Source organism: Sinorhizobium numidicum (assembly GCF_029892045.1).
Classification (GTDB): domain Bacteria; phylum Pseudomonadota; class Alphaproteobacteria; order Rhizobiales; family Rhizobiaceae; genus Sinorhizobium; species Sinorhizobium numidicum.
Window position 1 is genome coordinate 1,853,187 of sequence record NZ_CP120368.1, and the last position, 21,971, is coordinate 1,875,157.

Genomic DNA, 21,971 nt, shown 5'->3' on the forward strand with positions numbered 1-21,971 from the left:
CCGGCCTCCGAGGTTGTCCGCGGGCCAATCGAATGCCGGCCGAAGCGCCAATGCAGCGGCCGACCGGCGATGCTAGCGGGACTGGGCAATTGCCTCGATCATTGCCGTTACGTCGACCTCGGCGGCGGCGAGCGCCACGGCGTCGCGAGCCCGGATGACGATGTCCGTCGAGAAGCTCTTGCCGTCGAACTTCGGATAGGAGCCGATGCTCGTTTCTGGATGATTCCTTTGAACCTCGGTCAAGGGTCCTCCGATATCGCCTTCGCCGTAGGGCGAACGGACGGTGCGCGACAGGACGGGCGTACCCGTCTCGAGACTCGGCAGCAAGGTGTCGAGCATCGCCTGAAACACTTGCGGCACCCCGGCCATGACGTAGACATTGCCGACTCTGAATCCGGGCGCGGTCGATACGGGATTCGGAATATGGATCGCGCCGGCCGGCATCCGCGCCATCCGTCTCCGCGCCTCCGTGAACTCCATCCCACGACGTTCATACATGGCGCCGAGCAGTTCCATCGCTTTCGGATCGTGAATGCAGTTGAGCCCGAATGCCTTTGCCATGGCGTCGGCGGTAATATCGTCATGCGTCGGGCCGATGCCGCCTGACGTGAAGACATGGTCGTAGCGCTGGCGCAAGGCATTGACGGCGTCAACGATTGCCTCTTCGTCGTCGGCCACGATGCGAACCTCACGTAGGTCGATTCCGATCATGGTCAGCATCTCGGCCAAATGGCCGATGTTCTTGTCCTTGGTTCGGCCGGAGAGAAGCTCATCGCCAATGGCGAGCATGGCGGCCGTGACGATCCTGGTGTTACTCATTTGTGCTCCGGCGATATCGGGATCGTCTCGTGCGATCTCATCAGGGTTGAAAGGCTGAACAGTCTGTCGACGTCCATTTCCTGGCGACAGCATGACTTTTGATAAATCCTGCCGGCCACGGCGATCAAGCGGAATTGCCCGAAATCGAAGGAGCACTATCGTGGCTAAGATATTGGTTCACTATTCCGAGCACCGAGAGTAATTTCGATCATCAGGGCGAGGTTTGGCAGCGGGAGGCGGCTCTCAAAAGTGGCGCAGCCGCGCCATTTTTGCTAACATCGCTCCGTTCGGCATGTAAGTGCCAGAGGCAAGGAGGAGCAACGAGGACCGTGTGGCACGGTCATCGGGGACAGGGGCAGTCCCTGGAAATCCACGGGAGTGAAGAATGGCACGGATCATTTATTCGATCGTTCCACACGACGGAGGCTGGGCCTACAGGGCTGCCGACGTATATTCAGAGACCTTTCCCACTCGCGAGGAGGCCCTGGAAGCTGCAAAGATCGCAGCGGCCGAACAGCAAGTCGGTGGCGACGATGAGGAAATCAGCTTCCAGGACGAAAACGGAATCTGGCACTTCGAGCACGCCGATGGGGGCGATCGACCCGAAGCAACAGTCGAGGATGGCTGATGATGTTTGGAAGGGGCAGTTGCGTTCCGGCATGTGTCGCCCCTGAATATGCCGTCCACGTACGCGGCAATAACGCGACGGAGGATTTCCATGCACTACAGCGTACAGATCTTCACCTGGACCCCCCGTCAGGGTGTTCATCAGGTTGGATCGGTCATCGAAGTCGACGCGCCCAATCCCAAGGCGGCGGCAGTATCGCTGCTCGGCTTGCGGCTTGACGATACAGGCAAGTCGTCAAAACTGGCGGTGAGGGTCTGGCGTAGCGAAGATGCCTCCCATGCCGATTGTGATTGCTTCTACTATCACTGACGGACTTTGAGTTCCTGCGATAGGGCTTCTTCGGTGAATGGAAGAGCATTTGCCGCATGATCGCCATTGCGCGAAGGCGAATGGTGAAGGTCGGCATGCGTGCAGGAGATAGACGGTAGGCAAACCCAAAAGATTAGCCGTCCGCATTATGGATGCAGGTGCAAATCGTCCCCGTCAGGACGGCTTGCCGGCAGGCACCAGTCTCCAGTTCTGTCCGGCGAATTCCTGCGCACGCAGTTCGGCCTGCCGGGCCTGGATGGCACTGGCAAAAGCCTCCTTCATCGCGTTAATGGTGCGGCGCCTTTCAGCAAGTTCATCGTACTCGGGCCGAGCCTCCGTCGTCATGCCGGTCTCCGTTCCCGATGAGATCGGCTGACGAACGAGCGGCCAGCGAGAAGAAGCAGCCGCTCATCGGTTGTACCCGCCTGAAATTCTTGGATCAGCATTCTGCCGCATCGTTGCGCCTGTGCGCTCTCGCGCGGCCATCTGTACTCGTAGCAAAGGCGGTCGAACACCCTCTGAAGCGCTTGGAGGTCCTCCGGGAGCAAAGGTATGCTGTTGAAAGCTTGCAATGGACGCACGCCGTTACCCTCTGCCATCAATGCAAGGACATTTTCGAAGCGACCCTACATTGCCAGCAACGCGAAATGATTGAACCCCTGACGAATCAGGGGTTCGTGCAATTTTGCGAGGAGCGTGCTCTGCGCATGGCGAAAATCAAGCAACCGTTCTGACCTCACACGGCACGACACATTGGCGAATTCCTAACCGAGGCATTGCTGCAAATTGGGCGCCACTATTGGTAGAGTCGAGACACACGAGATGATTAGGAGAATGGCAACGCCATGATGGGTTTCAGTTAGGCAGGAAGGGTCACCTGACTACGCGGCGATTATCCGCGCCGCCGCGCTCTGATTTTTGATAATCTTTTCGGTGGGTCGATGAATAGCACCAGTACAACTGCGAATGCTACGAGTATGTATGCAGGAATTCCTGTTGCTGCACTGACAAAAGCAGCAATCACCATAGCGCTCCCGATGTAGATTCCGATCGATAGGGGGCTGGATATTATTCGCCATAGAAAGTCAGAGACATGCTTTTTCCACCTGATGTCTGAGATTGCCATGAGTAAAGATCCCGATAGACGTGCCTTGAATGGTCGATAGACCGTGATTTGTCGGTCCGCTATGGGTTCTTCAATATGTGCCGGGCGGAGCATATGGCAACCGGTCTCAGACCTTTGGCGACCAAACGCACACTGGCGCCGGACTAAGGTCCGTATGGATCTAAGATGATGAGATCCTTGGCCCCAAAAATGCCAAGCGAGCCGCTGCGCAGCTGTCTGCGAAACAAACGGCGCCCCTCGATCCGCTGCCGGAGCGGGTCGACCTTGCTGGCGCCGCTCGCATCGAAGCCGCCGGTCGGGTTTGCAGAACGCAAAGGAACGCTGCAAAACATTCCCTTGACTGAATCGTGTAAGTGTTTGATTTAGGCCGCGAGCGGACGTGGCGAAACTGGTAGACGCAAGGGACTTAAAATCCCTCGGGCTTGCCCGTACGGGTTCGATCCCCGTCGTCCGCACCAATGTCGCCAATGCGGCGGTTCATTTATCATGCCGCAACCCTCTCCAGCACTGTCTGGAGTTCTCTGAGATCGCGATTTCGCGGAAGCGTGACTGGTTCTCCGGATTCTCGTCGTGTTCGAACGACCATGTGAGCGCGTGCGGGCGTAGACGCCCCAACTGCCGGCTGCAAGTGCGGGCACGATATCAGACTTGAGCGAATTGACGACCATAAGGCTCTTCGCCGGCCCATCGCCCGTGTCGCGAGAATATTCGCTCATAGGTCGCCACTGTCTTGTCGTCGCGCATCGGTCTCTAAGGTGCGGCGATCTTGAACGGCTGGTCTATGCTTGCACTCTTGCCGCTGTTGACGTCGTTGAAGCGGAAACGCAAGACATAGTCGCCGGATGGAGCGCCCGTCACATCAATGGTCAGTGTCGAGTATATCTCCTGATTGCGCAGATAGCCTCTGAACGTGAAATCGCCAAAGGCCTTCTGGCTGGCAAGGACTTCGCCCTTGGGATTGAGGATGTCGAAATCAACGGTGAAGCGGGTTTCGAGCTTGCCCTTGGCGCTCGCTTCCTTCCATGTAAGGCCAACGGGCTCCACATAGGATACCAGCGCCTCGCCGGCCTTGAAGACCGCATCGCCCTTAGGCTCGTACATCGCATAGCCTGCCGGTTCGCCGGTGACGAAGACAGCCTTGCCGATCGCGAAGGGGAGCGTCTGGGAAAAATCGCTCACCGCCTGACGCAACGTTTCCCGGGCGCCCGCTGCATCGCCCGAGGTTGACTGCTTTTCGGCCTTCGCTGCCGCATCGGAAAGTGGTCCGGCCAAAGCTCCGGAGTCGGTCAGAACCGCGGTCGCCGCGGCCAGCGCCGCAAGCAAGGACAGGTATTTCGGCATTGCCTTCCCCCAGTACCCGATCGGCAAGACTTTCGGCATTTGCCACGCCAAGTCAAGACGAGGCCGCGTGTGCGGGTCGGTTCAGTGTTTCCAAAAGATCGGGGTTAGAATGACGAGGACGGTCAGCACTTCAAGGCGACCGAGCAGCATCATCAGTGACAGCAGATAAAGTTCCGGGTCCTGAAGCGTCGAAAAGTTTCCGGCGGGGCCGACAATGCTGCCGAGGCCGGGGCCGACGTTGGAGAGGCAGGTGATGACGGCGGAGACGGCCGTGACGAGATCGTAGCCGAGCGCTCCCATCATCAGGCTCCCGAAAACCCAAAGCAGGACATAGGTGATGAAGAAGAGGAAGATCGCGCGCTGCGTATCGGCGTCAACCGTGTTGTCGCCGTAGCGCACGGCATAGATGGCATTGGGGTAGACGAGCCTGTTCAGTCCGGATCGGATCGCATTGAAGAGCACGACGAACCGATAGGCCTTAATACCGCCGGCAGTCGACCCGGAGCATCCGCCGATGAAGGTGGCGATGAACGCCGCCATGACGACGAAGGGCCCCCACAAGGTGTAGTCTTCGCTGGCATAGCCGCTGGTCGACAGGATCGAGGTAATGTTGAAGAATGAATGCGCCAAGGCCAGATCAAATTCGACGCCGTTTACGAGCCGGTGATAGATGGCAACCGAGACCGAAAATGCCGTGAGATAGCCCAGAAAAACAATGATCTGCGGATCGCGCAATGCATCGAGCCGACCGCGGACGACGAGCACGATCAGGATCGAGAAAGGCAAGCTGCACACCGTCATGAAGAACGTGCTCGTCCACAAAAGAGGAATGCTGCCGAAATAGCCGAAAGATGCGTCATGGGTCGAGAAGCCGCCCGTCGCAACGGTCGACATTGCGTGGTTGATCGCGTCGAAGCGGTTCATCCCGGTCATGTTGTAGCCGATCGCGCAGAGGAGGGTGATCGTCACATACACGACGAGAAAGGCGCGGCTGAAGCTTGCGATGCGGGCAAACGGCTTGTCGCTGATGTCGGAGGATTCCATTTTGAAAAACGACATGCCGCCGACGCGCAGGTAAGGAATGATGAAGAGGCCGAGAACGACGATCCCGATGCCACCGAGCCAGCAAAGAAGCGAGCGCCAGAGCAGAATGCCGGGTGGCGCATCGTCCAGGCCGACGATGACGGTGGAGCCGGTCGTCGTCGCCGCAGAAACAGACTCGAAGAGGGCCTGCGCGAAATCAAGATTGAGCGAGGAAAGCCACAACGGGATTGCGCCGACGACTGAAAAGACGAGCCACAGCACGTTAACGAGCAGGAAGCCGAATTTCTTGGAGAATGGCGGAGGGCCGGAGCGTGTCGCCATGAAAGTCGTCGCCGACAGGCCGCCGATCATGAAGGCCGTCACGCCGAAAACCTGCCAATCCGCATGGCCATAGTAAAGGTCGATCAATGCCGGGATCAGCATCGCGCCGGAAAGATAAAAACCGAGAATCGCCGCGATATGGACAGCGTGCCGGATCAGGGTTGCATTCAAGCTGGGATTTCCCGGGAACAGTTGTCTTAGAACTCAGTGATCGCTCGGTGCTCAAGCAATAGTGGCTTGCGCGATCGATTCGTGTCAAATCGATGGCCTAGGGCGCAACAATATGCAATAGCGGCGACCATCGGCAAACCCAGTGGATGATGTCACGTGATGAAGCAGCATGTTGAAAAAGCAATGGCGGCGCTGCGCGAAATCTTTCCGCCGACGCCGTTGCAACTCAACGACCACCTGAGCGCCCGCTACGGCGCCACAGTCTTTTTGAAGCGCGAGGATCTTTCGCCGGTGCGCTCCTACAAGATTCGTGGCGCTTTCAATTTCTTCCGCAAGGCGCTTGCCGCCGGTGCTGGGGGAAAAACCTTCGTCTGCGCTTCCGCGGGAAACCATGCCCAAGGATTCGCCTTTGTTTGCCGGCACTTCGGTGTTCCGGGCGTGGTCTTCATGCCGGTGACGACGCCGCAGCAGAAGATCGACAAGACGCGAGTATTCGGCGGCGAGTTCATCACGATCCGCCTCGTGGGCGACATTTTTGACCAGTGCTATCACGCGGCACGCGACCATGTTGAGGCGATCGGGGGTGTCATGGTGCCGCCCTTCGACCATGCGGACATCATCGAGGGGCAGGCGACGGTTGCGGCTGAGATTGCCGAGCAACTGCCGTCCGGTATCATCCCCGATCTCGTCGTCCTGCCGGTTGGCGGCGGCGGATTGGCGGCCGGTGTTACCGGCTATTTTGGTCGCGGCCTATCCGCCGATTGCTTCCGGTTTTGCGAGCCGGCGGGAGCGCCGAGCTTGCGGCGGAGTCTCGAGGCCGGCAGCGTGATCACGCTCGATCAGGTGGACAATTTCGTCGATGGTGCGGCGGTCGCCCGCATTGGCGATCTTAACTTCGCGGCACTCAAGGCTTTTGCGCCCGAACAGGTGATGCTGCTGGCCGAGAACGCAATCTGCCTGACGATCATCGACATGCTGAATGTCGAGGGCGTGGTTCTTGAGCCGGCCGGTGCGCTTTCCATTACGGCACTGGAGGCGTTCGGTCGCGAGGGACTCGAAGGAAAGACCGTGGTTGCCGTCGTATCGGGAGGCAATTTCGACTTCGAGCGCCTGCCCGACGTGAAGGAGCGGGCGATGCGGCATGCCGGACTGAAGAAATACTTCATATTGCGCATGGCGCAACGGCCCGGCGCGCTCCGCGACTTTCTCAATCTGCTCGGTGACGAAGATGACATTGCCCGGTTCGAATATCTGAAAAAATCGGCACGCAATTTCGGTTCTATCCTGATCGGCATTGAGACCAGGCACGCGGAAAATTTCCCGATTCTCAAACAGCGCTTCGACGCGGCAGGATTGCGCTACCAGGACATTACCGAGAACGAGATTCTTGCCAATCTCATCATTTGATCGCGCAGGCTGACTACTGGATGTTTCCTTAAATCGGAGCCGATTCAAGGATAAAAACATGCAGCAATTCAAAGTGCTACAGCGGCCTTTGTGCGTCTGAAAAGACGCACGGCGCTGTAGTCGCTGCCGGCGTCAACTTTGGCTTTGACAGCGCCGCCTGCCACGGCTAACCATGACGCATGGCATCGTTTTTCTCGAAATTATTCGGCTTCTCCGGTGGCTCCGAAAAGCACGCCCCGCCTGTTGCGGGCAAAACGGAAACCTATGCGGATTGCTTGATCCGCGCGACGCCGATGCGCGAGGGCGCGCAATACCGGTTGGCCGGCAGCATCGAAAAGAAAATGCTCGATGGCACGACGAAAGTGCGCAGCTTCATTCGCGCCGACCTCTTCACATCCGAACAGGACGCGATCGACTCGGCCCTGCGCAAGGGCCGACAGATCATCGACGAGCAGCGCTCCAATCTTTTTTCCGACGATTCGCCATCTCGCTCGGTGTGACTTGAGCAGTAGCCGTATCATTTGACGACAACAGGTTACGGCTCTTTTCTCAGACTCGACATTTACCGTGATGGCTTTGAAGCGCCCTCCGCGCGCCTCAAAGCCTGATGCGGAATCGTGCAAAGCCCTCTACGCCGTCACCCGCTTCTTCGATGGCGATGGCTTTGACCTGCGTCAGAAACGGCCGCGCCTTCGGGCTAGTGTCGAAAACCACGCTGGTGTTCTTGAGCGGCGCGAATTTCCAGTTCGTATCCGCGGAGGGATTGATCGTTCCTTGCTCGACGATGTAGCGGACGATGACGTCGCGATTGGTGTCGGGCGCGACGAACACCACCTTGTCGGCGGCGATCTCCGGGAAGTGGCCCCCACCGCCGGCGCGGTAATTGTTGGTCGCCACCACGAATTTCTGTGCGGGATCGATCGCCTTGCCATCGAACAGCAGGTCGCGGATACGGTTCGCTTCGGGGTTTACGAGATTGCCGTCCTTGTCGAACTTCGCCGGCTGCGACAGATCGATCTGATAGGTGACGCCGTCGATCACATCGAAATTGTAGGATGGGAAGTCGCCATTGATGAGGGCTGCGTCGACCGCTCCGGGCGGAATCTGATTGAAGATGCCGGCGGACATCTCGAGCCAGTTGCGCACCTGCTCGCCGGTGACAACGACCGCCTGCACGGTGTTCGGATAGAGATAGAGATCGGCGACATTCTTGATGGCGATATCGCCCGCCGGGACATCGGTATAGTAGTCGGCGCCGCCGCGGCCGCCGGCCTTGAATGGGGCAGCCGCAGAGAGCACCGGCAGGTCCTTGTGCTCGGTGTCCTTGAGCATGTCTCGGATGTACCAGGTCTGCGCCTGACTGACGATTTGCACGGAAGGATCGTCGGCAACGAGCGCGAAATAGGAATAGAGTGGCGCCGAAGTCTTGCCCACCGGGGTGCGAATATAGGCGAGTGTCGCCTCGTGATCCTTCTGTGCAGCGGCCAAGACCTCCGGCTTGTCGCCGACTTCGGCGATTACCTTTTTCTCTTCACGCCGGTAAATAGGCCGCGCCTCACTCGTTGAATCGACCACGCGCCAGACTCCCGCTTCGCGTTCGAGCAGGAGATCGATCAGGCCGAGATGCGAGCCCCAGAAGCCGCCCATCACACCGGGCTTGCCGGAGATGAGCCCCTTCGCATTATCAACGCCACGCAAGCCGGCGAATTTCGGTCCGGGAAAATCGAGATGGCTGTGGCCGGTCACGATGGCGTCGATGCCGTCGAGCGCGGCCAAAGGCACCGAGGCATTTTCGAGGTTTTCGGTATAAGCCTGCTGCCCTATGCCGGAGTGGGATAGCGCGATGACGATGTCGGCGCCTTCCTCCCGCATCTGCGGGACCCAGGCTGCTGCCGCTTTAACGATGTCGCGCGCGTTCGCCTTGCCTTCAAGATTCTTTGCGTCCCAGGTCATGATCTGAGGCGGCACGAACCCGATCAGGCCGACGCGAATGGCGTGCGCCTGGCCCGCGCCATCCTTAACCTCCCGGTCAATGATGACGTAAGGTTTGAGGAAAAGCGCATCCTGCCGCGGGTCGGCGGCGAGCGCGCCCTTCGTCAGATTTGCGCAGACGACCGGAAAATTGGCGCCGTTGAGCACATTGAACATGAAGTCCAGGCCGTAGTTGAACTCGTGATTGCCAAGCGTGCCGCAGTCATAGCCGAGCACGTTCATCGCGGAGATGATCGGATGTGTGTCGCCTTCCTTCATGCCGCGCTTGTAGGCGATGTAATCGCCCATCGGATTGCCCTGCAGGAAGTCGCCGTTGTCGACGAGGATCGTGTTGGTGGCCTCGGCGCGGATTGTGTCGATGATTGAAGCGGTGCGCCCAAGACCGAGCGTGTCGTTCGGTTTGTCGGCGTAGTAATCGTAGGGGAAAACGTGGACGTGCAGGTCCGTCGTCTCCATGATCCGAAGATGCGCCTGGTTCGTAGCCGCCAGCACGGAAAAGGGGTGCAGCACTGCGAGAGCGGAAGAAGCAGCAAGACCGCCGAGGAGGCTCCGGCGGGAAATCGGATTGAGAATGGTCGTCGTTGGCATCGCGGTCTCCGTGGTGAGCACTCTTCCGAGTGCATATGCTGCAAGCGCCCGCCAGGGTCGTGGCACGCGACTGAACGTGCCGACTATGGCCGACTGCGCCCGCGTGGCAAAGCGGTGGTTTCTTGCATGGTCGCGCTCTGCACCCGCGCAGGTAAAGTTTTCTTCAAAATTTAACCCTAAGTAACAACTGAGTAAAAAACGGAAGCCTCGCCGCGCATGCCAAACGCCAATCTCATACTCTTTCTCGGCGAGGCGCTGGTCTATGTCGCGGTGATGATCTGCCTTCTGCACCTGCGCGCCCGCCTGGGGCTTGGCGTCTTCGTGGCGGCGCTGGGCGTCATGCACTTCATCGAGACTTATCTTGCCGCGGTGTTCTACGTTGCACTGCCGTTTGGAGTTATCTCTCCGGGCTCCGCGGTGCTCTTTTCCGGTAAGCTGATGATGATCCTGCTCCTTTACGTGAAGGAGGACGCGGCAACGGTCCGCCAGCCGATCTACGGCCTGCTTGCCGGCAACTTCCTGACCGTTGCCTTGAGCTTGCTGCTGAGGCGGCACGATACGGTTGCGATCGTGCCGAACCGTGTCGCTGACCTCGCCTTCATCGATGAAATGGGATGGCTGATGGTCTGGGGCACGACGCTTCTCTATTTCGACTCGCTGATCATAATCCTGCTTTACGAGAGACTCGGGCGGTGGTTGCGCAGCTTTGTTACATTGCGATTCCTGATCTGCGGCGTGGCCGTATTGACGTTTGACCAACTCGGCTTCTATGCCGCACTTCGCTTCGTGAACGGTGCGCCCGCCGACGTGTTTTGGGGCGGATGGATGGCCAAGATGCTGGCGGCGCCCTTCTACGCAATTGCCATCGGCCTGTACCTCAACGCATCGCGTCACCCGTTCCTGGCGATCTCGGACCGGCCGCTGGGGGATATCTTCAACGATCTGACGTTCCGCGAACGCTACGAGGACCTGCTTTCGCGCTCCGGTCAAGATACCTTGACGGGAGCACTCGATCGTGGGCGTTTCGAAGCTGAAGGCCAGCAGATGTTGCGCGACGCCGCGACGAGGAATTCTTCCGTGAGCTTGATGATCATCGATGTCGATCATTTCAAGGGCGTCAATGACCGGTTCGGCCACATCGAAGGCGACCGGGTGCTGCAAAAACTGGTTGAAACGGTAAAGGCGAAGCTGAGGCCCACGGATCGCCTGTTTCGCTACGGCGGCGAGGAATTCGTCGTGCTTTGTCCGGGGCTTGCCTATGCGGATGCGCTGTCGCGGGCCGAGGACATACGGCTTGCAGTCTCCGCTCAGGTCGCCACGCCGAACGGCCACCCGGTCACCGCCAGCATCGGCATTTCCTCGACGCTCGCCGACGGCTCGGGGATTCGTGATCTGCTGTCGCAGGCTGATATTCGCCTCTATGCGGCAAAAAGCGGTGGCCGAGATCGGGTCGTCGGGCGTTGACCCGCCGGCGTTTCAGATTCCGACGTTCGGTCGGTCGATGATCTCGCGAAGCGAGAAGCTCGAATTGATCTTCACCACATGCGGCAGGGCCGACAACCAGTCCCGATGGATACGCTCATAGTCCTCCAGATCCTTTGCCGCGACTCGCAGGATATAGTCGTATTCGCCGGACATCAGGTAGCAAACGAGCACGTTGGGGCAGAGCTTCACCGCCGCTTCGAACTCCGAGAGCGTCTTGGCGAACTGGCCGGAAAGCGAAATATGCACGATGACCATGATCTTGTAGTCGAGCGCCTTATGGGCGATGCGGGCGTGATAGCCGCTGATGGTCCCGGATTTTTCCAGAATGTCGACGCGCCGTGAGCAGGCGGAGGGCGAAAGGCCGACTTTCGTCGCGAGGTCGGCGTTGGATATTCTTCCATTCTGCTGGAGTATACGCAGAATCGCATGATCGATAGTGTCCAGCCCGTGCATTCGCGTTTTCCTTCAAAACATCCGCGAGTGGCGCAATAATATACGAAACGAGTGCGCCATTACGAGCTTATTTGCAAGGACATTCGCAGTATCATCTGTTTTGCTTGGCTCCTCACAATGCGGTGGAAAGCCCCCAGATAGGAGAGGAACGCAAAAATGCGTGTCGGTTGCCCGAAGGAAATCAAAAACCATGAATACCGTGTCGGCCTGACGCCCGGATCGGTCCGGGAATATATCGCCCATGGCCACGAAGTGATCGTGGAAACCAAGGCCGGGGCAGGGATCGGAGCGGATGATGACGCCTATCGCGCCGCCGGCGCGAAGATCGTGCAGACGGCAAAGGAAGTGTTCGAAAAATCGGACATGGTCGTCAAGGTCAAGGAACCGCAGCCTTCCGAATGGACCCAGCTGCACGAAGGACAAATTCTCTACACATATCTGCATCTGGCACCGGACCCCGAACAGACAGGAGGGCTTCTCAATTCGGGTGTGACGGCGATCGCCTATGAGACGGTAACGGATGACCGCGGAGGATTGCCGCTGCTTGCTCCTATGTCGGAAGTAGCGGGCAGGCTCGCCATCCAGGCTGGCGCCACCTCGCTTCAAAAGGCCAATGGCGGCCGCGGCATTCTGCTTGGCGGTGTTCCCGGGGTGCTTCCCGCAAAGGTCGCGATCATCGGCGGTGGTGTCGTCGGCCTGCACGCGGCCAAAATGGCCGTCGGCCTCGGCGCCGATGTTTCGATCGTCGACCGCTCGATCCCCCGCCTGCGTCAGCTCGACGACATTTTCAACGGCCGCGTTCACACGCGCTACTCGACGATCGACGCACTGGAGGAGGAAGTCTTTTCTGCCGATCTGGTGATCGGTGCGGTGCTCATTCCTGGCGCCGCCGCCCCGAAACTCGTCACCCGCGAAATGCTGTCGGGCATGAAGAAAGGCGCCGTCATCGTCGACGTCGCAATCGACCAGGGAGGTTGCTTCGAGACCTCGCATGCGACGACGCATTCCGACCCCACTTTCGTGGTCGATAGCGTGGTGCATTATTGTGTCGCGAACATGCCGGGCGCCGTGCCGATCACCTCGACCCATGCCCTCAACAACGCGACGCTTCACTACGGGCTGCAACTTGCCGACCGCGGCCTCAAGGCGATTGCCGAAGACCGGCACCTTCGTGCGGGTCTCAACGTGCACAGGGGCCGCGTGACGAATGCAGCGGTTGCCGAAGCGCTCGGTTACGATGCCTATTCACCCGAGGCAGTCCTCAACGTCGCCTGACGTGATCGTAGTCATCCGGCCCGAATCTCCTGATTCGGGCCGGAATTCAGGCCGTCTCGATGCGGCACTGATAACAGTTGTTCTTGGCGGAACGCACATGCACATAGGCGACATCGGGTCGCTCCAGCAATTCTTCGGCGCGCTGCTCAAGCTTCTCCGCCGCGATGACACCACCGGTCCCGTAGACGATGCGCTCATCGGCGCTGTACCCACGAAGCAGATAGTCCTTGCTGGACGAAAGAATGGGCGGGAACGAATGTGCATCCGGCGGGCCGCATTCCTCGGCATGCATGAAAATCGGCCCGGTCTCAGCATAAGGCTGAACGGAGGAAAACGGCCGATAGGCGAGAATCAGATAGGGTTCACCCGCATCGACGTTGCGAAGGCAATGTCTGCACGGCACGCCTTCGCCATCCGAGATGCGCCGCTCGGGGCGATTGCCATAGGCGTCGCGACCACCCTGCCATAGCCGTCGAGCCTCTTCGTCGGGCATTGGAATGTAACGTAAGTTCATTGTGCATCTCCCGATCAGGATGGATCCTTCAAGGAGAAGATGCAGCCTCGGAGATCGCGTCGACACCCGAAACTTGCCGCCCGGCTTTGCTCAGAGTTTTTTTGCGAAAGCGAGAAGCTCATCGTCGCTCAACGGTTCTATAAGCACTTCGCGTGTAGCGACCGGCGAAAATCCGAACTGCTGATAGAGCTGCAAGGCGCGGGGGTGATCAAGGTTGTTCGTGGTTACCTTGACCTTGAGCGGGTTCATCGCCCATGCCGCAAGCAGCGTCTGCAGCAGGAACCACTTGCCCAAGCCAAGACCGAGTGCATGCTCCATCAGCCCGAAATGGGTGAGTTCGACAACGTCCTCCAGTTGATGCAGCTCGAAGAACCCGGCCGGTGCGCCGTTGACGTAGAGCACCGTGACGGAGGTACTTTTGTCGTGAAGCACGGCGGCAAGGTCTTCGTCGCTCATGCGCAGGCGCTCGGCCCAGTGCCAGCGTTTCCCGACACGGAGATAAAGGAAGCGGTAATAGGGGAGCGGAATGTCCGAAACGCGCAGGACTGCCGTCTGTATGTTGACCGGCATCGGCAGGCTCTGTTTCGGCGGTGCCGTCATTTCGAGTTCGGTTACGTGCGCCGTGATCGCGGCGGGCTTGGACCCTTGCATGGCGACGCTCACTCTCTGCCGGTAACGACCGGCGTGTCGGTCCTTCCGCCCCATTCCGACCAGGAACCGTCATAGAGCGTGTTGTCCGAATGTCCCAACGATTGAAGCGCCAGGGTTATGATCGCGGCGGTAACGCCGGATCCGCAGGTGGTGACAACCGGCTTCGTCAGGTCGATGCCGGCGTCCCCGAAGGTCTGGTGCAAAGCCTCCAGGCTTTTGAGCGTGCCGTTCTCCGAGAAGACACCGGAGGGCAGGCTCTTTGCGCCGGGCATATGGCCCGATCGCATTCCAGGTCGCGGTTCCGGCTCCTCGCCCGTGAAGCGGCCGGCGCCGCGCGCATCGGCAATCTGAGCGAGTTGCTTTTCGACGATGTCCTGCATGCGCTCGAAGGAGGTGACGGCTTTTAGATTGAACGTGGGATTGAAAACGCGCGGTTCGGGCCTGGGCACTTCCGTGGTCGTCGGCCGCCCTTCCGCCCTCCAGCCGTCCATGCCGCCGTCGAGAACGAGGACATTCTTGGCGCCCATGATGCGGAACATCCACCAGACCCGCGGCGCAGTGAAAATGCCCGGTCCGTCGTAGACGACGATCGTATCGTTCTCGCTGATGCCCATTGCACCGACCGCTCGGGCGAAGACCTCGGGCGAGGGCAGGGTGTGCGGTAGACTGCTTGTCTGGTCGGCAATCGCATCCTGGTCGAAGAAGACCGCTCCGGGAATATGCGCCGCCTCGTATTCGGCCTTCTGATTGCGGTTTTGCGCGGGCAGGTACCAAGCAGCGTCGAGGATCTTTACCGTCGGATCTCCGAGCCTCTGCTCGAGCCAATCTGCAGAAACGACAAAGGCGCTCTTGTTATCGTTCTTGTTGTTCATTGTCGTCACTCCACGCACTCAAACGGCTGTGCGATCTTCGGGTGCTCCGAAGCGTATCCGAAAACGCCGGTTTTCCTTACCTTTCTTTTCGATTTTTGCGATGTGGATCGCGCCCACTTCCTGGGTTTCCGAAACATGGGTGCCTCCGCACGGCTGACTGTCGATGGCCGAGTTTTCGCCGATGCAGACGAGGCTCACCCGACCGAGGCCGATCGGCGGGCGGACATTCTTCGACTTGACGATGCCAGGATTGGCGGCGAGGTCCTCATCGGTGATCCATTGCAGGTAGACGGGATGGTTCTCCTCTACGAGCTTCATCAGCGCCGCCGTCACCTGGTCCTTGTCGATGGTCTCGCTCATGTCGAAATCGACACGGCTTTCCTCTTCGCCGACGGCGGCACCCGTGATCGGGAAGGGGCAGACGACGGAAAGCAGGTGGCAGGCCGTATGCATGCGCATCAGCCGGTAGCGACGCGGCCAGTCGATGTGCAAGACCAGCTTCTCGCCGACTGACGGTGATGCCTGTCCCTCGGTGGGCACGTGTACGATGACCTCCTTCGTCTCACCGTGCCGGGTGCCGACTATGGTGATGCGGCTGCCGTCCTCGCGCTCGAAGAAGCCCGTATCGCCGGGCTGCCCGCCGGACGTGGCGTAAAAGCAGGTCTGGTCAAGCTCGATGCCGCCGTCCTCCAGAATCCCCGTCACGCTTGCTTCGCAAGTCGAGAGGTAAAAATCTTCACGGAAGAGGGCGGTCACGGTCCTTGTCATCGCAAATCTATCCGACTGGTTCGTATGGCACTGTGATGGTCGAAGTCGTCGTCATCCAAGCCGGAACAGGCAGGCCCTTCGAGACCAGGAAGTCCGGGTTGAAAAGCTTCGATTGATAGCGGTTACCATAGTCGCAGAGGATCGTCACGATCGTATGTCCAGGGCCGAGTTCCCTGGCGAGCCGTACAGCGCCGGCAATGTTGATGCCCGTGGAGCCGCCGACGCAGATGCCCTCCTTTTCGATCAGATCGAACACGTAGGGCACGGCCTCCGAATCGGGAATCTGATAGGCGAAATCCGGCGTGAAGCCTTCAAGATTGGCCGTGATTCGGCCCTGGCCGATGCCTTCCGTGATCGAGCTCCCGCTCGCCTTGAGCTCGCCATGGGCGTAGTAATTGTAAAGCGCTGCCCCTTCGGGATCCGCAAGGCCGATCTTGATCGAAGAGTTCCTGGCCCGCAGCCCTTGCGCCACTCCCGCCAGCGTCCCCCCAGAGCCCACCGCGCAGATGAAGCCGTCGACCTTGCCACCCGTATCGTTCCAGATTTCCGGAGCCGTCGTCTCCACGTGTGCGTCGCGGTTGGCGACATTGTCGAACTGGTTCGCCCAGATGGCGCCGTTCGGCTCGGTCTTGGCAAGCTCGGAAGCCAACCGACCGGAAATCTTCACGTAATTGTTGGGATTTTTATAGGGCACCGCCGGAACTTCGACCATTTCGGCGCCGAGCAGGCGGAGCGCATCTTTCTTTTCCTGGCTTTGTGTCTCTGGAATGACGATCACCGTTCGATAGCCGAGCGCGCTGCCGACCACGGCAAGACCGATTCCGGTGTTGCCGGCAGTGCCTTCGACGATGACGCCGCCCGGCCGCAGCTGCCCGGCTTTTTCCGCCTGGCGAATGATCCATAGCGCCGCCCGATCCTTCACCGATTGGCCGGGATTGAGAAATTCCGCTTTGCCAAGGATGGTGCAGCCGGTGGCTTCGGATACAGCCTTGAGGCGGATCAACGGCGTGTTGCCGATTGCTTCGAGCACGGACGGAAGAACGGGCATTTTGAAAACCTCACGCTGGACGTAACAGACGCCGGGCTTAAGCCAAGCATTAACCTCGATGAACGGCAAGCCGATAAACATTTGGTTTATGGGAAGGATCGCCGAAATATTGGCGTGTTTTCGGCTCAGCGTGTTCAGCAGGCAAGAAATAGCGTTTCGCAGCTTTCCTGTCCCGGACAAAAATCGTCCCCGTCGCCAGACCGACGGCGGGAAAGCGGATGGTGCGGGCCCGCATTTGCCATGGGAGAGACAACAGGTTTCGGCAGGGGAGTAGATGCCGGCCTTTTGCGGAAGAGGAACTCTTCCCGATGAATGCGGAGGACGAAATGACAACTGCTTTCATAGCCCGACCCGAGCATGGATTGGCGTGGATAACCGGTGCGAGTTCCGGCATCGGGCGCGCCGTGGCGCTCCGGCTGGTAGAGGAGGGGTATTCGGTCGTCGTTACCGCGCGCAGCCATGACAAGCTGGTGGCGCTTCAACATGAAGCAACCGGCGCCGGCAAAATCATCGTTCTCGATGGGGATGTCAGCGATCCGCGTGACATGGAGCGGCTGCTGGCGGCAATCGAGTACGAGCATGGACGGGTGGCGCTCGCCATCCTCAATGCCGGTGTGGTCATTCCGGTTCGCGGCGACGACCTGCATCGTGAAGCTTTCGACAAGAGTTTCGCCGTTAATCTGCATGGCGTCGTCAATTGCCTCGTGCCAGTCGTCGAGCACATGAAGGCAAGAGGTCATGGCCAGATCGCGATTATGTCCTCGGTTGCCGGCTATGGCGGACTGCCTATGGGGGCCGCTTACGGCGCAACCGAGGCTGCCCTGATCAATATGGCGGAAAGCCTGAAGTTCGACCTTGATCGCATAGGCATCCGCCTTCAGCTGATCTGCCCAGGCTTCGTCGATACCCAAGGGTCGGCCGGGCGCGGTTTTCCGAGGCCGGCGCTGGTAAGCGCTACCAAGGCAGCGGACTGGATATGCGCGGGGCTGAAGTCCAGGCGCTTCGAGATCACCTTTCCGAAACGCTTCACCTATGTCGTGAAGTTGCTGCAGTGCTTGCCCTACGGCGCCTATTTCGCGCTTCTCAACTGGCTCATTCCTTGGCGGCCGCCCACCGTAGCGAAGAAGCAGTCCAATTCGGACGAACAGCCGCGTCAGGCCGTATGAAGGACGAGGACTGCGCCGAAGACCAGTGAAAGGCCGACCCAGCCGATCGGCTTCAGCTTTTGACCGAAAAGGAGACGGCCGCAGATGGCCGTCCCGAAGACGCCGGTGGCACCGAGCACGGCATAGGCGATCGCAAGCTCCATGCCTCTGACCGCTTCCGCGAGCAGCGCGAAAGCGGCAAGCACGAGCACAATCGAGAGAGCGCCCCAACCGCGGTGGGCAAAGCCGTTCGATTTAGTGGAAGCGAGGTTTGCGGCGACATCGACGAGGCCGGCCAGAACCGCAAGGGCGAAATGGAGATTAGAGGGGGTCACCGGTTGCTTCCTCCGTTTCCTCTTCGCCGCTTTCACCGGCGTTGACGAGGAGAATTCCGGCAACCGCCATCGACAGGCCGACCACCTCGCGCGCGGTCAGCACATGGCCGAAGACGAATATCGAGACGAGCGTAATGAGGGCGACACCCGCCCCCTCCCAGATCGCATAGGCGACGCCGACCGAAATCGTCTTCACCGCCCGTGACAGGAACACATAGGAAAGCGCGATCGAGGCATACATGACCGCGTGGCCGAGATATGCGCCGGGGGCCGCCCTCATCGCCGTGAGGCCAGCGACCTCGGTCGCGATCGCGAGTGTCAGGAAAAGCCATGCAGGACGCATGAGGAGCCTTCATGAAAGATCTTGCTACACGACAAACGAAAAGAGCCATTCGGGCCTTTGCCGCGAATGGCTCTTTGAAACTGGCTCCCCGGGCCGGATTCGAACCGGCGACCTATCGATTAACAGTCGAGTGCTCTACCGCTGAGCTACCAGGGATCATCTGCGCCGCAGAAGTGAGGCTGCTAATACAAATGCTTTCTCGATTTGCCAAGCGCTTTTTCAAAAAAAATCACCGGACCGGTTGCGAGACTGTGGAGAAAGACCCAACTCTGGGGGACCAGTCGTGAAAGAGGAATGATGACGAAGGGTAGAAAAAAAATACATTTCGGCATCGATCCGCAGACGCATGAGATCGTGCTGGGCAAATGGCGCCTCAAACTGCCGGAATCACCGGCAGTGCGGGTTTTGATCGGCTCGCTCCTTATCGTCGGCGGCGTGCTGGGCTTCCTGCCGGTTCTTGGCTTCTGGATGATTCCTTTGGGCCTGCTCGTGCTTTCGCACGACATACCCTTTGTCCGGCGCCGACGCCGTAAACTTGCAGTGTGGTGGGCGCGCTGGCGCGGTACGCAGAATTCCTCCAGCAAATCCTGAGAATCGATCAATCCAGTTGCTGTGTCCGCAAGCTACACACATTGGCGCCAAGCAACTAATCGTCGGCTAGATAGGCACGACGGCGGTGATCTATGCCGCGTTCCGGGTCGATAGCGGGCCTGCCGTAGATCATCTCAATTCGGCCACTGCCCCTCATGGCGGATTTCCATTCATTCATTTCCATTCCAGGCGGCGCTCGAAACAGACCAATTCGGCTTGACTTGCCGATCCGGAAATCCAATCCGCCGCAATTCTTGCGGCCTGCACGCCCGCAGTAGTGGACATACGGGACAGCCTTGCAATGCAGTTCCGCGCCCTGTTCATCACTCGCACTTCAGGATCATAAGAGTATGGAGTATATCTATTAGATAACTCTGAATTAGGTGCGTGGATACGCGCCGCTTATTAACGAAAATAGACAAGGACGCGCCATGGCACGACGTCTCGTCGGTCCGTCAGCGTTCCAATATATAAAGGGAGGGTAATGATGTTTCCGTCATCCGTTCGGTTCGTTTTTGTTGCCGCCTCTGCTTTGGGATTGCAGCCTTTCACGGCACAGGCCGATGACACGCAGATTGCGCGAGGGGAATATCTCGTCACGATCGGCGGCTGCAACGACTGCCACACACCAGGGTATTTCTTCGGAAAGCCGGACACCTCGCGTTTTCTCGGTGGTTCAGATGTTGGTTTCGAAATTCCAGGGCAGGGTGTTTTTGTCGGCCGCAACATAACGCCCGACAAGGAGACTGGAATTGGCAGCTGGACCAAGGAGCAGATCGTGACTGCGATACAGACCGGAGAGCGGCCCGACGGCCGTATTCTCGCGCCGATCATGCCGTGGCACGCATTCGCGCAGCTCACCGCTGAAGACGCCGCGGCAATCGCTGCTTTCCTTCAAAGCCTGAAACCGGTCAGCCATGAGGTGCCGGGTCCGTTCAAGCCGGACGAGAAGGTATCGACCTTTATGTTCCGGATCTTGCCGCCGGGCGAAACCGCAGCCGCAGCGCCAAGATAGCCTTACGCATGCCGGGGGGAAGGCCGGCCGGAGGCTGAGACGGAAGAACGCCGTCTTACCAGACGGTGCTGACGCCTGAGATCGATTACCTGGACGGAGGAGGGCAAGCTGCGGCAGCCTTCGTTCAGGAGCGTTGTGGAAACCTCATATCGGAAATCACCGAGGACAAATTTCCGAAATTGCCTCTTGCGGTTTCCAGCCAATCATTCTAAATCCGCGCCACGACTTGAGAATTCAAGTCAGAGAGGCCTCGTGGCGGAGTGGTGACGCAGAGGACTGCAAATCCTTGTACCCCGGTTCAATTCCGGGCGAGGCCTCCAAGATTCCCCCTAATGAAATCAACGACCTAAGCTTCTAACACCGATGCGGTGAGGTGATCAGCCAAATCGGTTGCGCGGAATTGGCAACGCCGCTCTTAACAGAGGCGAGCCAGCAACGAAGTTCTGATTTTATGCCGCGGAGAAGGTCGGTTCGGCGACTGGGGTTGGAACGAAATATGGACAGCCGCGGGGCGTTAGTATCCATTAGCGTCGGTTGTGGCTTCTGTCCGAACGAGGCTGTCAAAGCATCGTCGTCTCGCAACGAGCAGCGGCAGATCTTGTTGCGTCAGACCAGTGCTGCCGTCCATCAAGCTAATGATAACGGCGGATGAGCCCGACGAGCTTACCCTGAATCTTGACCCGATCCGGCCCGAATATTCGTGTTTCATAAGCCGGGTTAGCCGCCTCGAGTGCGATCGAAGCACCCTTGCGGCGGAATCGCTTCAAAGTCGCTTCCTCGTCGTCGACCAGAGCAACGACGATGTCCCCGGGATTGGCCGTACTCGTGTTTCGGATGATTACCGTATCACCGTCGAAGATGCCCGCCTCGATCATCGAGTCGCCCTTGATTTCAAGCGCGTAGTGCTCGCCGCTGCCGATCATTTCAAGCGGCACGGTAATGTCGTGCGTGTTGTTCTGGATTGCCGAGATCGGAACGCCCGCTGCGATTCGTCCCATCACAGGCACAGTTACGGATGCAGTCTCTACCGGCGGTGCCGACCTCGCCGTCGGCGGCGTTGCGGGCGGTTTGCCTAAGCTCCCCTCGATGACGCTAGGCGAGAAGCCACGCCGGGGTTGAGCTGTTCCCGAATAGGCTTCCGGCAGCTTGATGACCTCCAGCGCGCGGGCCCGATTGGGCAGCCGGCGAATGAAGCCGCGCTCCTCAAGCGCGGTGATCAAGCGGTGAATGCCGGATTTCGATGCGAGATCGAGAGCGTCTTTCATCTCGTCGAAGGAGGGCGGCACCCCGGTTTCCTTCATTCGTTCATGAATGAAAAGAAGCAATTCCTGTTGCTTGCGGGTCAGCATGGCGCGTCACTCCAGAATCGCGAAACAAATCAAGAACAGACACTATCTGTTCCATATGTGTTCCGCAAGTACCTAAAATTCCGTGAATTTCGCCGACTATTTAAGTTTCGAGGTCAGTGGAGTGGTTTGGGCAGCATACCGACGGACCATTACCGGAAGCCTCGGGGCCGGCGGCGAGGAATGGTCATATTGGCTGCGGCCGAAAACAACGGTTACCCGGCTCGTTCTAAGCGCCTGCGCGCAATACCGGTGCTGGTGACGTGGATCCGAAGGCCCAGGGAAATATTCGTATCAAGACCGTTTGGGCTCGGCGTGAGGTGGTTCTTCCTTTTCGTCAGGTTTCTTGCCGGGTTCCTCTTCGGGAAGCTTGTCAGGCTGTGG

General features: G+C 59.0%; 24 protein-coding genes, 3 tRNA genes and 1 pseudogene. 11 read left to right on the top strand and 17 right to left on the bottom strand.

The genetic code is table 11. The features are described from left to right. Nucleotides 1-72: 72 nt before the first annotated feature. Nucleotides 73-819: a competence/damage-inducible protein A gene (locus PYH37_RS20095; RefSeq protein ID WP_280733173.1), complete on the bottom strand. Its 747-nt coding sequence runs from the start codon at nt 817-819 to the stop codon at nt 73-75. A 385-nt stretch (nt 820-1,204) separates the two neighbouring features. Between PYH37_RS20095 and PYH37_RS20100 the strand changes: the two genes are divergently transcribed. Next, a complete protein-coding gene (locus PYH37_RS20100) occupies nt 1,205-1,447 on the top strand; it encodes a DUF2188 domain-containing protein (protein ID WP_280733174.1) in 243 nt (80 codons plus the stop codon). A 90-nt stretch (nt 1,448-1,537) separates the two neighbouring features. Further along, a complete protein-coding gene (locus PYH37_RS20105; RefSeq protein WP_280733175.1) occupies nt 1,538-1,756 on the top strand; it encodes a hypothetical protein in 219 nt (72 codons plus the stop codon). 174 nt (nt 1,757-1,930) lie between these two features. Here PYH37_RS20105 and PYH37_RS20110 read toward each other — a convergent pair whose 3' ends face one another. Continuing rightward, the gene (locus tag PYH37_RS20110) at nt 1,931-2,101 is read right to left on the bottom strand and encodes a hypothetical protein (RefSeq protein ID WP_280733176.1); all 171 of its coding nucleotides are present in this window, start codon (nt 2,099-2,101) and stop codon (nt 1,931-1,933) included. After that, nucleotides 2,098-2,337: a hypothetical protein gene (locus PYH37_RS32245; RefSeq protein ID WP_342394658.1), complete on the bottom strand. Its 240-nt coding sequence runs from the start codon at nt 2,335-2,337 to the stop codon at nt 2,098-2,100. The genes PYH37_RS20110 and PYH37_RS32245 overlap by 4 nt, the downstream gene beginning before the upstream one ends. A 918-nt stretch (nt 2,338-3,255) precedes the next feature. Between PYH37_RS32245 and PYH37_RS20115 the strand changes: the two genes are divergently transcribed. Then, nucleotides 3,256-3,340 (top strand) — tRNA-Leu (locus tag PYH37_RS20115). Between the two features lie 19 nt (nt 3,341-3,359). Here the strand turns inward: PYH37_RS20115 and PYH37_RS20120 are convergent. The 3 genes and pseudogenes from PYH37_RS20120 to PYH37_RS20130 form a co-directional block, all read right to left on the bottom strand. Further along, nucleotides 3,360-3,617: pseudogene (locus PYH37_RS20120) on the bottom strand (HAD family hydrolase); the annotation flags it as partial. Nucleotides 3,618-3,632: 15 nt separating this feature from the next. Further along, a complete protein-coding gene (locus PYH37_RS20125; RefSeq protein WP_342394678.1) occupies nt 3,633-4,223 on the bottom strand; it encodes a hypothetical protein in 591 nt (196 codons plus the stop codon). Between the two features lie 81 nt (nt 4,224-4,304). Next, entirely contained in the window at nt 4,305-5,759 is a 1,455-nt protein-coding gene (locus PYH37_RS20130; protein ID WP_280733178.1) for a TrkH family potassium uptake protein, read from the bottom strand. 159 nt (nt 5,760-5,918) lie between these two features. Between PYH37_RS20130 and ilvA the strand changes: the two genes are divergently transcribed. Together ilvA and PYH37_RS20140 are read left to right on the top strand one after the other, a co-directional pair. Further along, nucleotides 5,919-7,166: a threonine ammonia-lyase gene (gene ilvA / locus PYH37_RS20135; RefSeq protein WP_280733179.1), complete on the top strand. Its 1,248-nt coding sequence runs from the start codon at nt 5,919-5,921 to the stop codon at nt 7,164-7,166. A gap of 179 nt (nt 7,167-7,345) precedes the next feature. Continuing rightward, the gene (locus tag PYH37_RS20140) at nt 7,346-7,666 is read left to right on the top strand and encodes an HlyU family transcriptional regulator (RefSeq protein ID WP_280733180.1); all 321 of its coding nucleotides are present in this window, start codon (nt 7,346-7,348) and stop codon (nt 7,664-7,666) included. 97 nt (nt 7,667-7,763) lie between these two features. On the opposite strand, the gene PYH37_RS20145 is transcribed toward PYH37_RS20140, so the two are convergent. Further along, entirely contained in the window at nt 7,764-9,746 is a 1,983-nt protein-coding gene (locus tag PYH37_RS20145) for a bifunctional 2',3'-cyclic-nucleotide 2'-phosphodiesterase/3'-nucleotidase (protein WP_280733181.1), read from the bottom strand. A gap of 216 nt (nt 9,747-9,962) precedes the next feature. Between PYH37_RS20145 and PYH37_RS20150 the strand changes: the two genes are divergently transcribed. Next, complete coding sequence (locus PYH37_RS20150; protein ID WP_280733182.1) at nt 9,963-11,210, top strand: GGDEF domain-containing protein; 1,248 nt, start codon at nt 9,963-9,965, stop codon at nt 11,208-11,210. 12 nt (nt 11,211-11,222) lie between these two features. On the opposite strand, the gene PYH37_RS20155 is transcribed toward PYH37_RS20150, so the two are convergent. After that, on the bottom strand, nt 11,223-11,684 hold the full coding sequence (locus PYH37_RS20155) for an Lrp/AsnC family transcriptional regulator (RefSeq protein ID WP_280733183.1): 462 nt from the start codon (nt 11,682-11,684) through the stop codon (nt 11,223-11,225). Nucleotides 11,685-11,840: 156 nt separating this feature from the next. Here PYH37_RS20155 and ald point away from each other — a divergent pair, with 156 nt between their 5' ends. Then, complete coding sequence (ald, locus tag PYH37_RS20160; RefSeq protein WP_280733184.1) at nt 11,841-12,959, top strand: alanine dehydrogenase; 1,119 nt, start codon at nt 11,841-11,843, stop codon at nt 12,957-12,959. 46 nt (nt 12,960-13,005) lie between these two features. On the opposite strand, the gene PYH37_RS20165 is transcribed toward ald, so the two are convergent. From PYH37_RS20165 to PYH37_RS20185, 5 genes are all read right to left on the bottom strand, one after another. After that, on the bottom strand, nt 13,006-13,473 hold the full coding sequence (locus tag PYH37_RS20165; protein WP_280733185.1) for a DUF1203 domain-containing protein: 468 nt from the start codon (nt 13,471-13,473) through the stop codon (nt 13,006-13,008). 90 nt (nt 13,474-13,563) lie between these two features. Further along, entirely contained in the window at nt 13,564-14,124 is a 561-nt protein-coding gene (locus PYH37_RS20170; RefSeq protein WP_280733186.1) for a GNAT family N-acetyltransferase, read from the bottom strand. 8 nt (nt 14,125-14,132) lie between these two features. Then, nucleotides 14,133-14,996, bottom strand: coding sequence for a 3-mercaptopyruvate sulfurtransferase (gene sseA, locus PYH37_RS20175; protein ID WP_280733187.1), 864 nt, complete (start codon nt 14,994-14,996; stop codon nt 14,133-14,135). Between the two features lie 18 nt (nt 14,997-15,014). Next, nucleotides 15,015-15,764 carry an alanyl-tRNA editing protein gene (locus PYH37_RS20180; RefSeq protein ID WP_280733188.1) on the bottom strand — a complete coding sequence of 250 codons (750 nt, stop codon included), beginning with the start codon at nt 15,762-15,764 and terminating at the stop codon, nt 15,015-15,017. Nucleotides 15,765-15,771: 7 nt separating this feature from the next. Further along, entirely contained in the window at nt 15,772-16,812 is a 1,041-nt protein-coding gene (locus PYH37_RS20185) for a cysteine synthase A (RefSeq protein WP_280733189.1), read from the bottom strand. Nucleotides 16,813-17,138: 326 nt separating this feature from the next. Between PYH37_RS20185 and PYH37_RS20190 the strand changes: the two genes are divergently transcribed. Beyond that, nucleotides 17,139-17,978 (top strand): SDR family NAD(P)-dependent oxidoreductase, encoded by an 840-nt coding sequence (locus tag PYH37_RS20190; protein WP_280733190.1) that lies wholly within the window; start codon nt 17,139-17,141, stop codon nt 17,976-17,978. Here PYH37_RS20190 and PYH37_RS20195 read toward each other — a convergent pair. The 3 genes from PYH37_RS20195 to PYH37_RS20205 all read right to left on the bottom strand — a co-directional run bounded on the left by PYH37_RS20195 (nt 17,966) and on the right by PYH37_RS20205 (nt 18,791). Next, on the bottom strand, nt 17,966-18,292 hold the full coding sequence (locus tag PYH37_RS20195; protein ID WP_280733191.1) for an SMR family transporter: 327 nt from the start codon (nt 18,290-18,292) through the stop codon (nt 17,966-17,968). The genes PYH37_RS20190 and PYH37_RS20195 overlap by 13 nt on opposite strands. Then, a complete protein-coding gene (locus tag PYH37_RS20200; RefSeq protein ID WP_280733192.1) occupies nt 18,279-18,635 on the bottom strand; it encodes an SMR family transporter in 357 nt (118 codons plus the stop codon). The genes PYH37_RS20195 and PYH37_RS20200 overlap by 14 nt, the downstream gene beginning before the upstream one ends. An 81-nt stretch (nt 18,636-18,716) precedes the next feature. Next, nucleotides 18,717-18,791: transfer RNA gene (locus tag PYH37_RS20205), tRNA-Asn, on the bottom strand. 138 nt (nt 18,792-18,929) lie between these two features. Here PYH37_RS20205 and PYH37_RS20210 point away from each other — a divergent pair. The 3 genes from PYH37_RS20210 (at nt 18,930) to PYH37_RS20220 (ending at nt 20,561) form a co-directional block, all read left to right on the top strand. Continuing rightward, the gene (locus PYH37_RS20210) at nt 18,930-19,226 is read left to right on the top strand and encodes a hypothetical protein (RefSeq protein ID WP_280733193.1); all 297 of its coding nucleotides are present in this window, start codon (nt 18,930-18,932) and stop codon (nt 19,224-19,226) included. 487 nt (nt 19,227-19,713) lie between these two features. Continuing rightward, nucleotides 19,714-20,241: a c-type cytochrome gene (locus tag PYH37_RS20215; protein ID WP_280733194.1), complete on the top strand. Its 528-nt coding sequence runs from the start codon at nt 19,714-19,716 to the stop codon at nt 20,239-20,241. Nucleotides 20,242-20,487: 246 nt separating this feature from the next. Beyond that, nucleotides 20,488-20,561: transfer RNA gene (locus PYH37_RS20220), tRNA-Cys, on the top strand. Nucleotides 20,562-20,873: 312 nt separating this feature from the next. On the opposite strand, the gene lexA is transcribed toward PYH37_RS20220, so the two are convergent. After that, on the bottom strand, nt 20,874-21,590 hold the full coding sequence (gene lexA, locus PYH37_RS20225) for a transcriptional repressor LexA (protein WP_280733195.1): 717 nt from the start codon (nt 21,588-21,590) through the stop codon (nt 20,874-20,876). Nucleotides 21,591-21,971 lie beyond the last annotated feature (381 nt).

Coding starts and splice junctions, on each gene's coding strand:
- PYH37_RS20095 (WP_280733173.1), bottom strand. CDS start 819: ATGAGTAACACCAGGATCGTCACGGCCGCCATGCTCGCCATTGGCGAT.
- PYH37_RS20100 (WP_280733174.1), top strand. CDS start 1,205: ATGGCACGGATCATTTATTCGATCGTTCCACACGACGGAGGCTGGGCC.
- PYH37_RS20105 (WP_280733175.1), top strand. CDS start 1,538: ATGCACTACAGCGTACAGATCTTCACCTGGACCCCCCGTCAGGGTGTT.
- PYH37_RS20110 (WP_280733176.1), bottom strand. CDS start 2,101: ATGACGACGGAGGCTCGGCCCGAGTACGATGAACTTGCTGAAAGGCGC.
- PYH37_RS20125 (WP_342394678.1), bottom strand. CDS start 4,223: ATGCCGAAATACCTGTCCTTGCTTGCGGCGCTGGCCGCGGCGACCGCG.
- ilvA (WP_280733179.1), top strand. CDS start 5,919: ATGAAGCAGCATGTTGAAAAAGCAATGGCGGCGCTGCGCGAAATCTTT.
- PYH37_RS20140 (WP_280733180.1), top strand. CDS start 7,346: ATGGCATCGTTTTTCTCGAAATTATTCGGCTTCTCCGGTGGCTCCGAA.
- PYH37_RS20145 (WP_280733181.1), bottom strand. CDS start 9,746: ATGCCAACGACGACCATTCTCAATCCGATTTCCCGCCGGAGCCTCCTC.
- PYH37_RS20150 (WP_280733182.1), top strand. CDS start 9,963: ATGCCAAACGCCAATCTCATACTCTTTCTCGGCGAGGCGCTGGTCTAT.
- PYH37_RS20155 (WP_280733183.1), bottom strand. CDS start 11,684: ATGCACGGGCTGGACACTATCGATCATGCGATTCTGCGTATACTCCAG.
- ald (WP_280733184.1), top strand. CDS start 11,841: ATGCGTGTCGGTTGCCCGAAGGAAATCAAAAACCATGAATACCGTGTC.
- PYH37_RS20165 (WP_280733185.1), bottom strand. CDS start 13,473: ATGAACTTACGTTACATTCCAATGCCCGACGAAGAGGCTCGACGGCTA.
- PYH37_RS20170 (WP_280733186.1), bottom strand. CDS start 14,124: ATGCAAGGGTCCAAGCCCGCCGCGATCACGGCGCACGTAACCGAACTC.
- sseA (WP_280733187.1), bottom strand. CDS start 14,996: ATGAACAACAAGAACGATAACAAGAGCGCCTTTGTCGTTTCTGCAGAT.
- PYH37_RS20180 (WP_280733188.1), bottom strand. CDS start 15,764: ATGACAAGGACCGTGACCGCCCTCTTCCGTGAAGATTTTTACCTCTCG.
- PYH37_RS20185 (WP_280733189.1), bottom strand. CDS start 16,812: ATGCCCGTTCTTCCGTCCGTGCTCGAAGCAATCGGCAACACGCCGTTG.
- PYH37_RS20190 (WP_280733190.1), top strand. CDS start 17,139: ATGACAACTGCTTTCATAGCCCGACCCGAGCATGGATTGGCGTGGATA.
- PYH37_RS20200 (WP_280733192.1), bottom strand. CDS start 18,635: ATGCGTCCTGCATGGCTTTTCCTGACACTCGCGATCGCGACCGAGGTC.
- PYH37_RS20210 (WP_280733193.1), top strand. CDS start 18,930: ATGATGACGAAGGGTAGAAAAAAAATACATTTCGGCATCGATCCGCAG.
- PYH37_RS20215 (WP_280733194.1), top strand. CDS start 19,714: ATGTTTCCGTCATCCGTTCGGTTCGTTTTTGTTGCCGCCTCTGCTTTG.
- lexA (WP_280733195.1), bottom strand. CDS start 21,590: ATGCTGACCCGCAAGCAACAGGAATTGCTTCTTTTCATTCATGAACGA.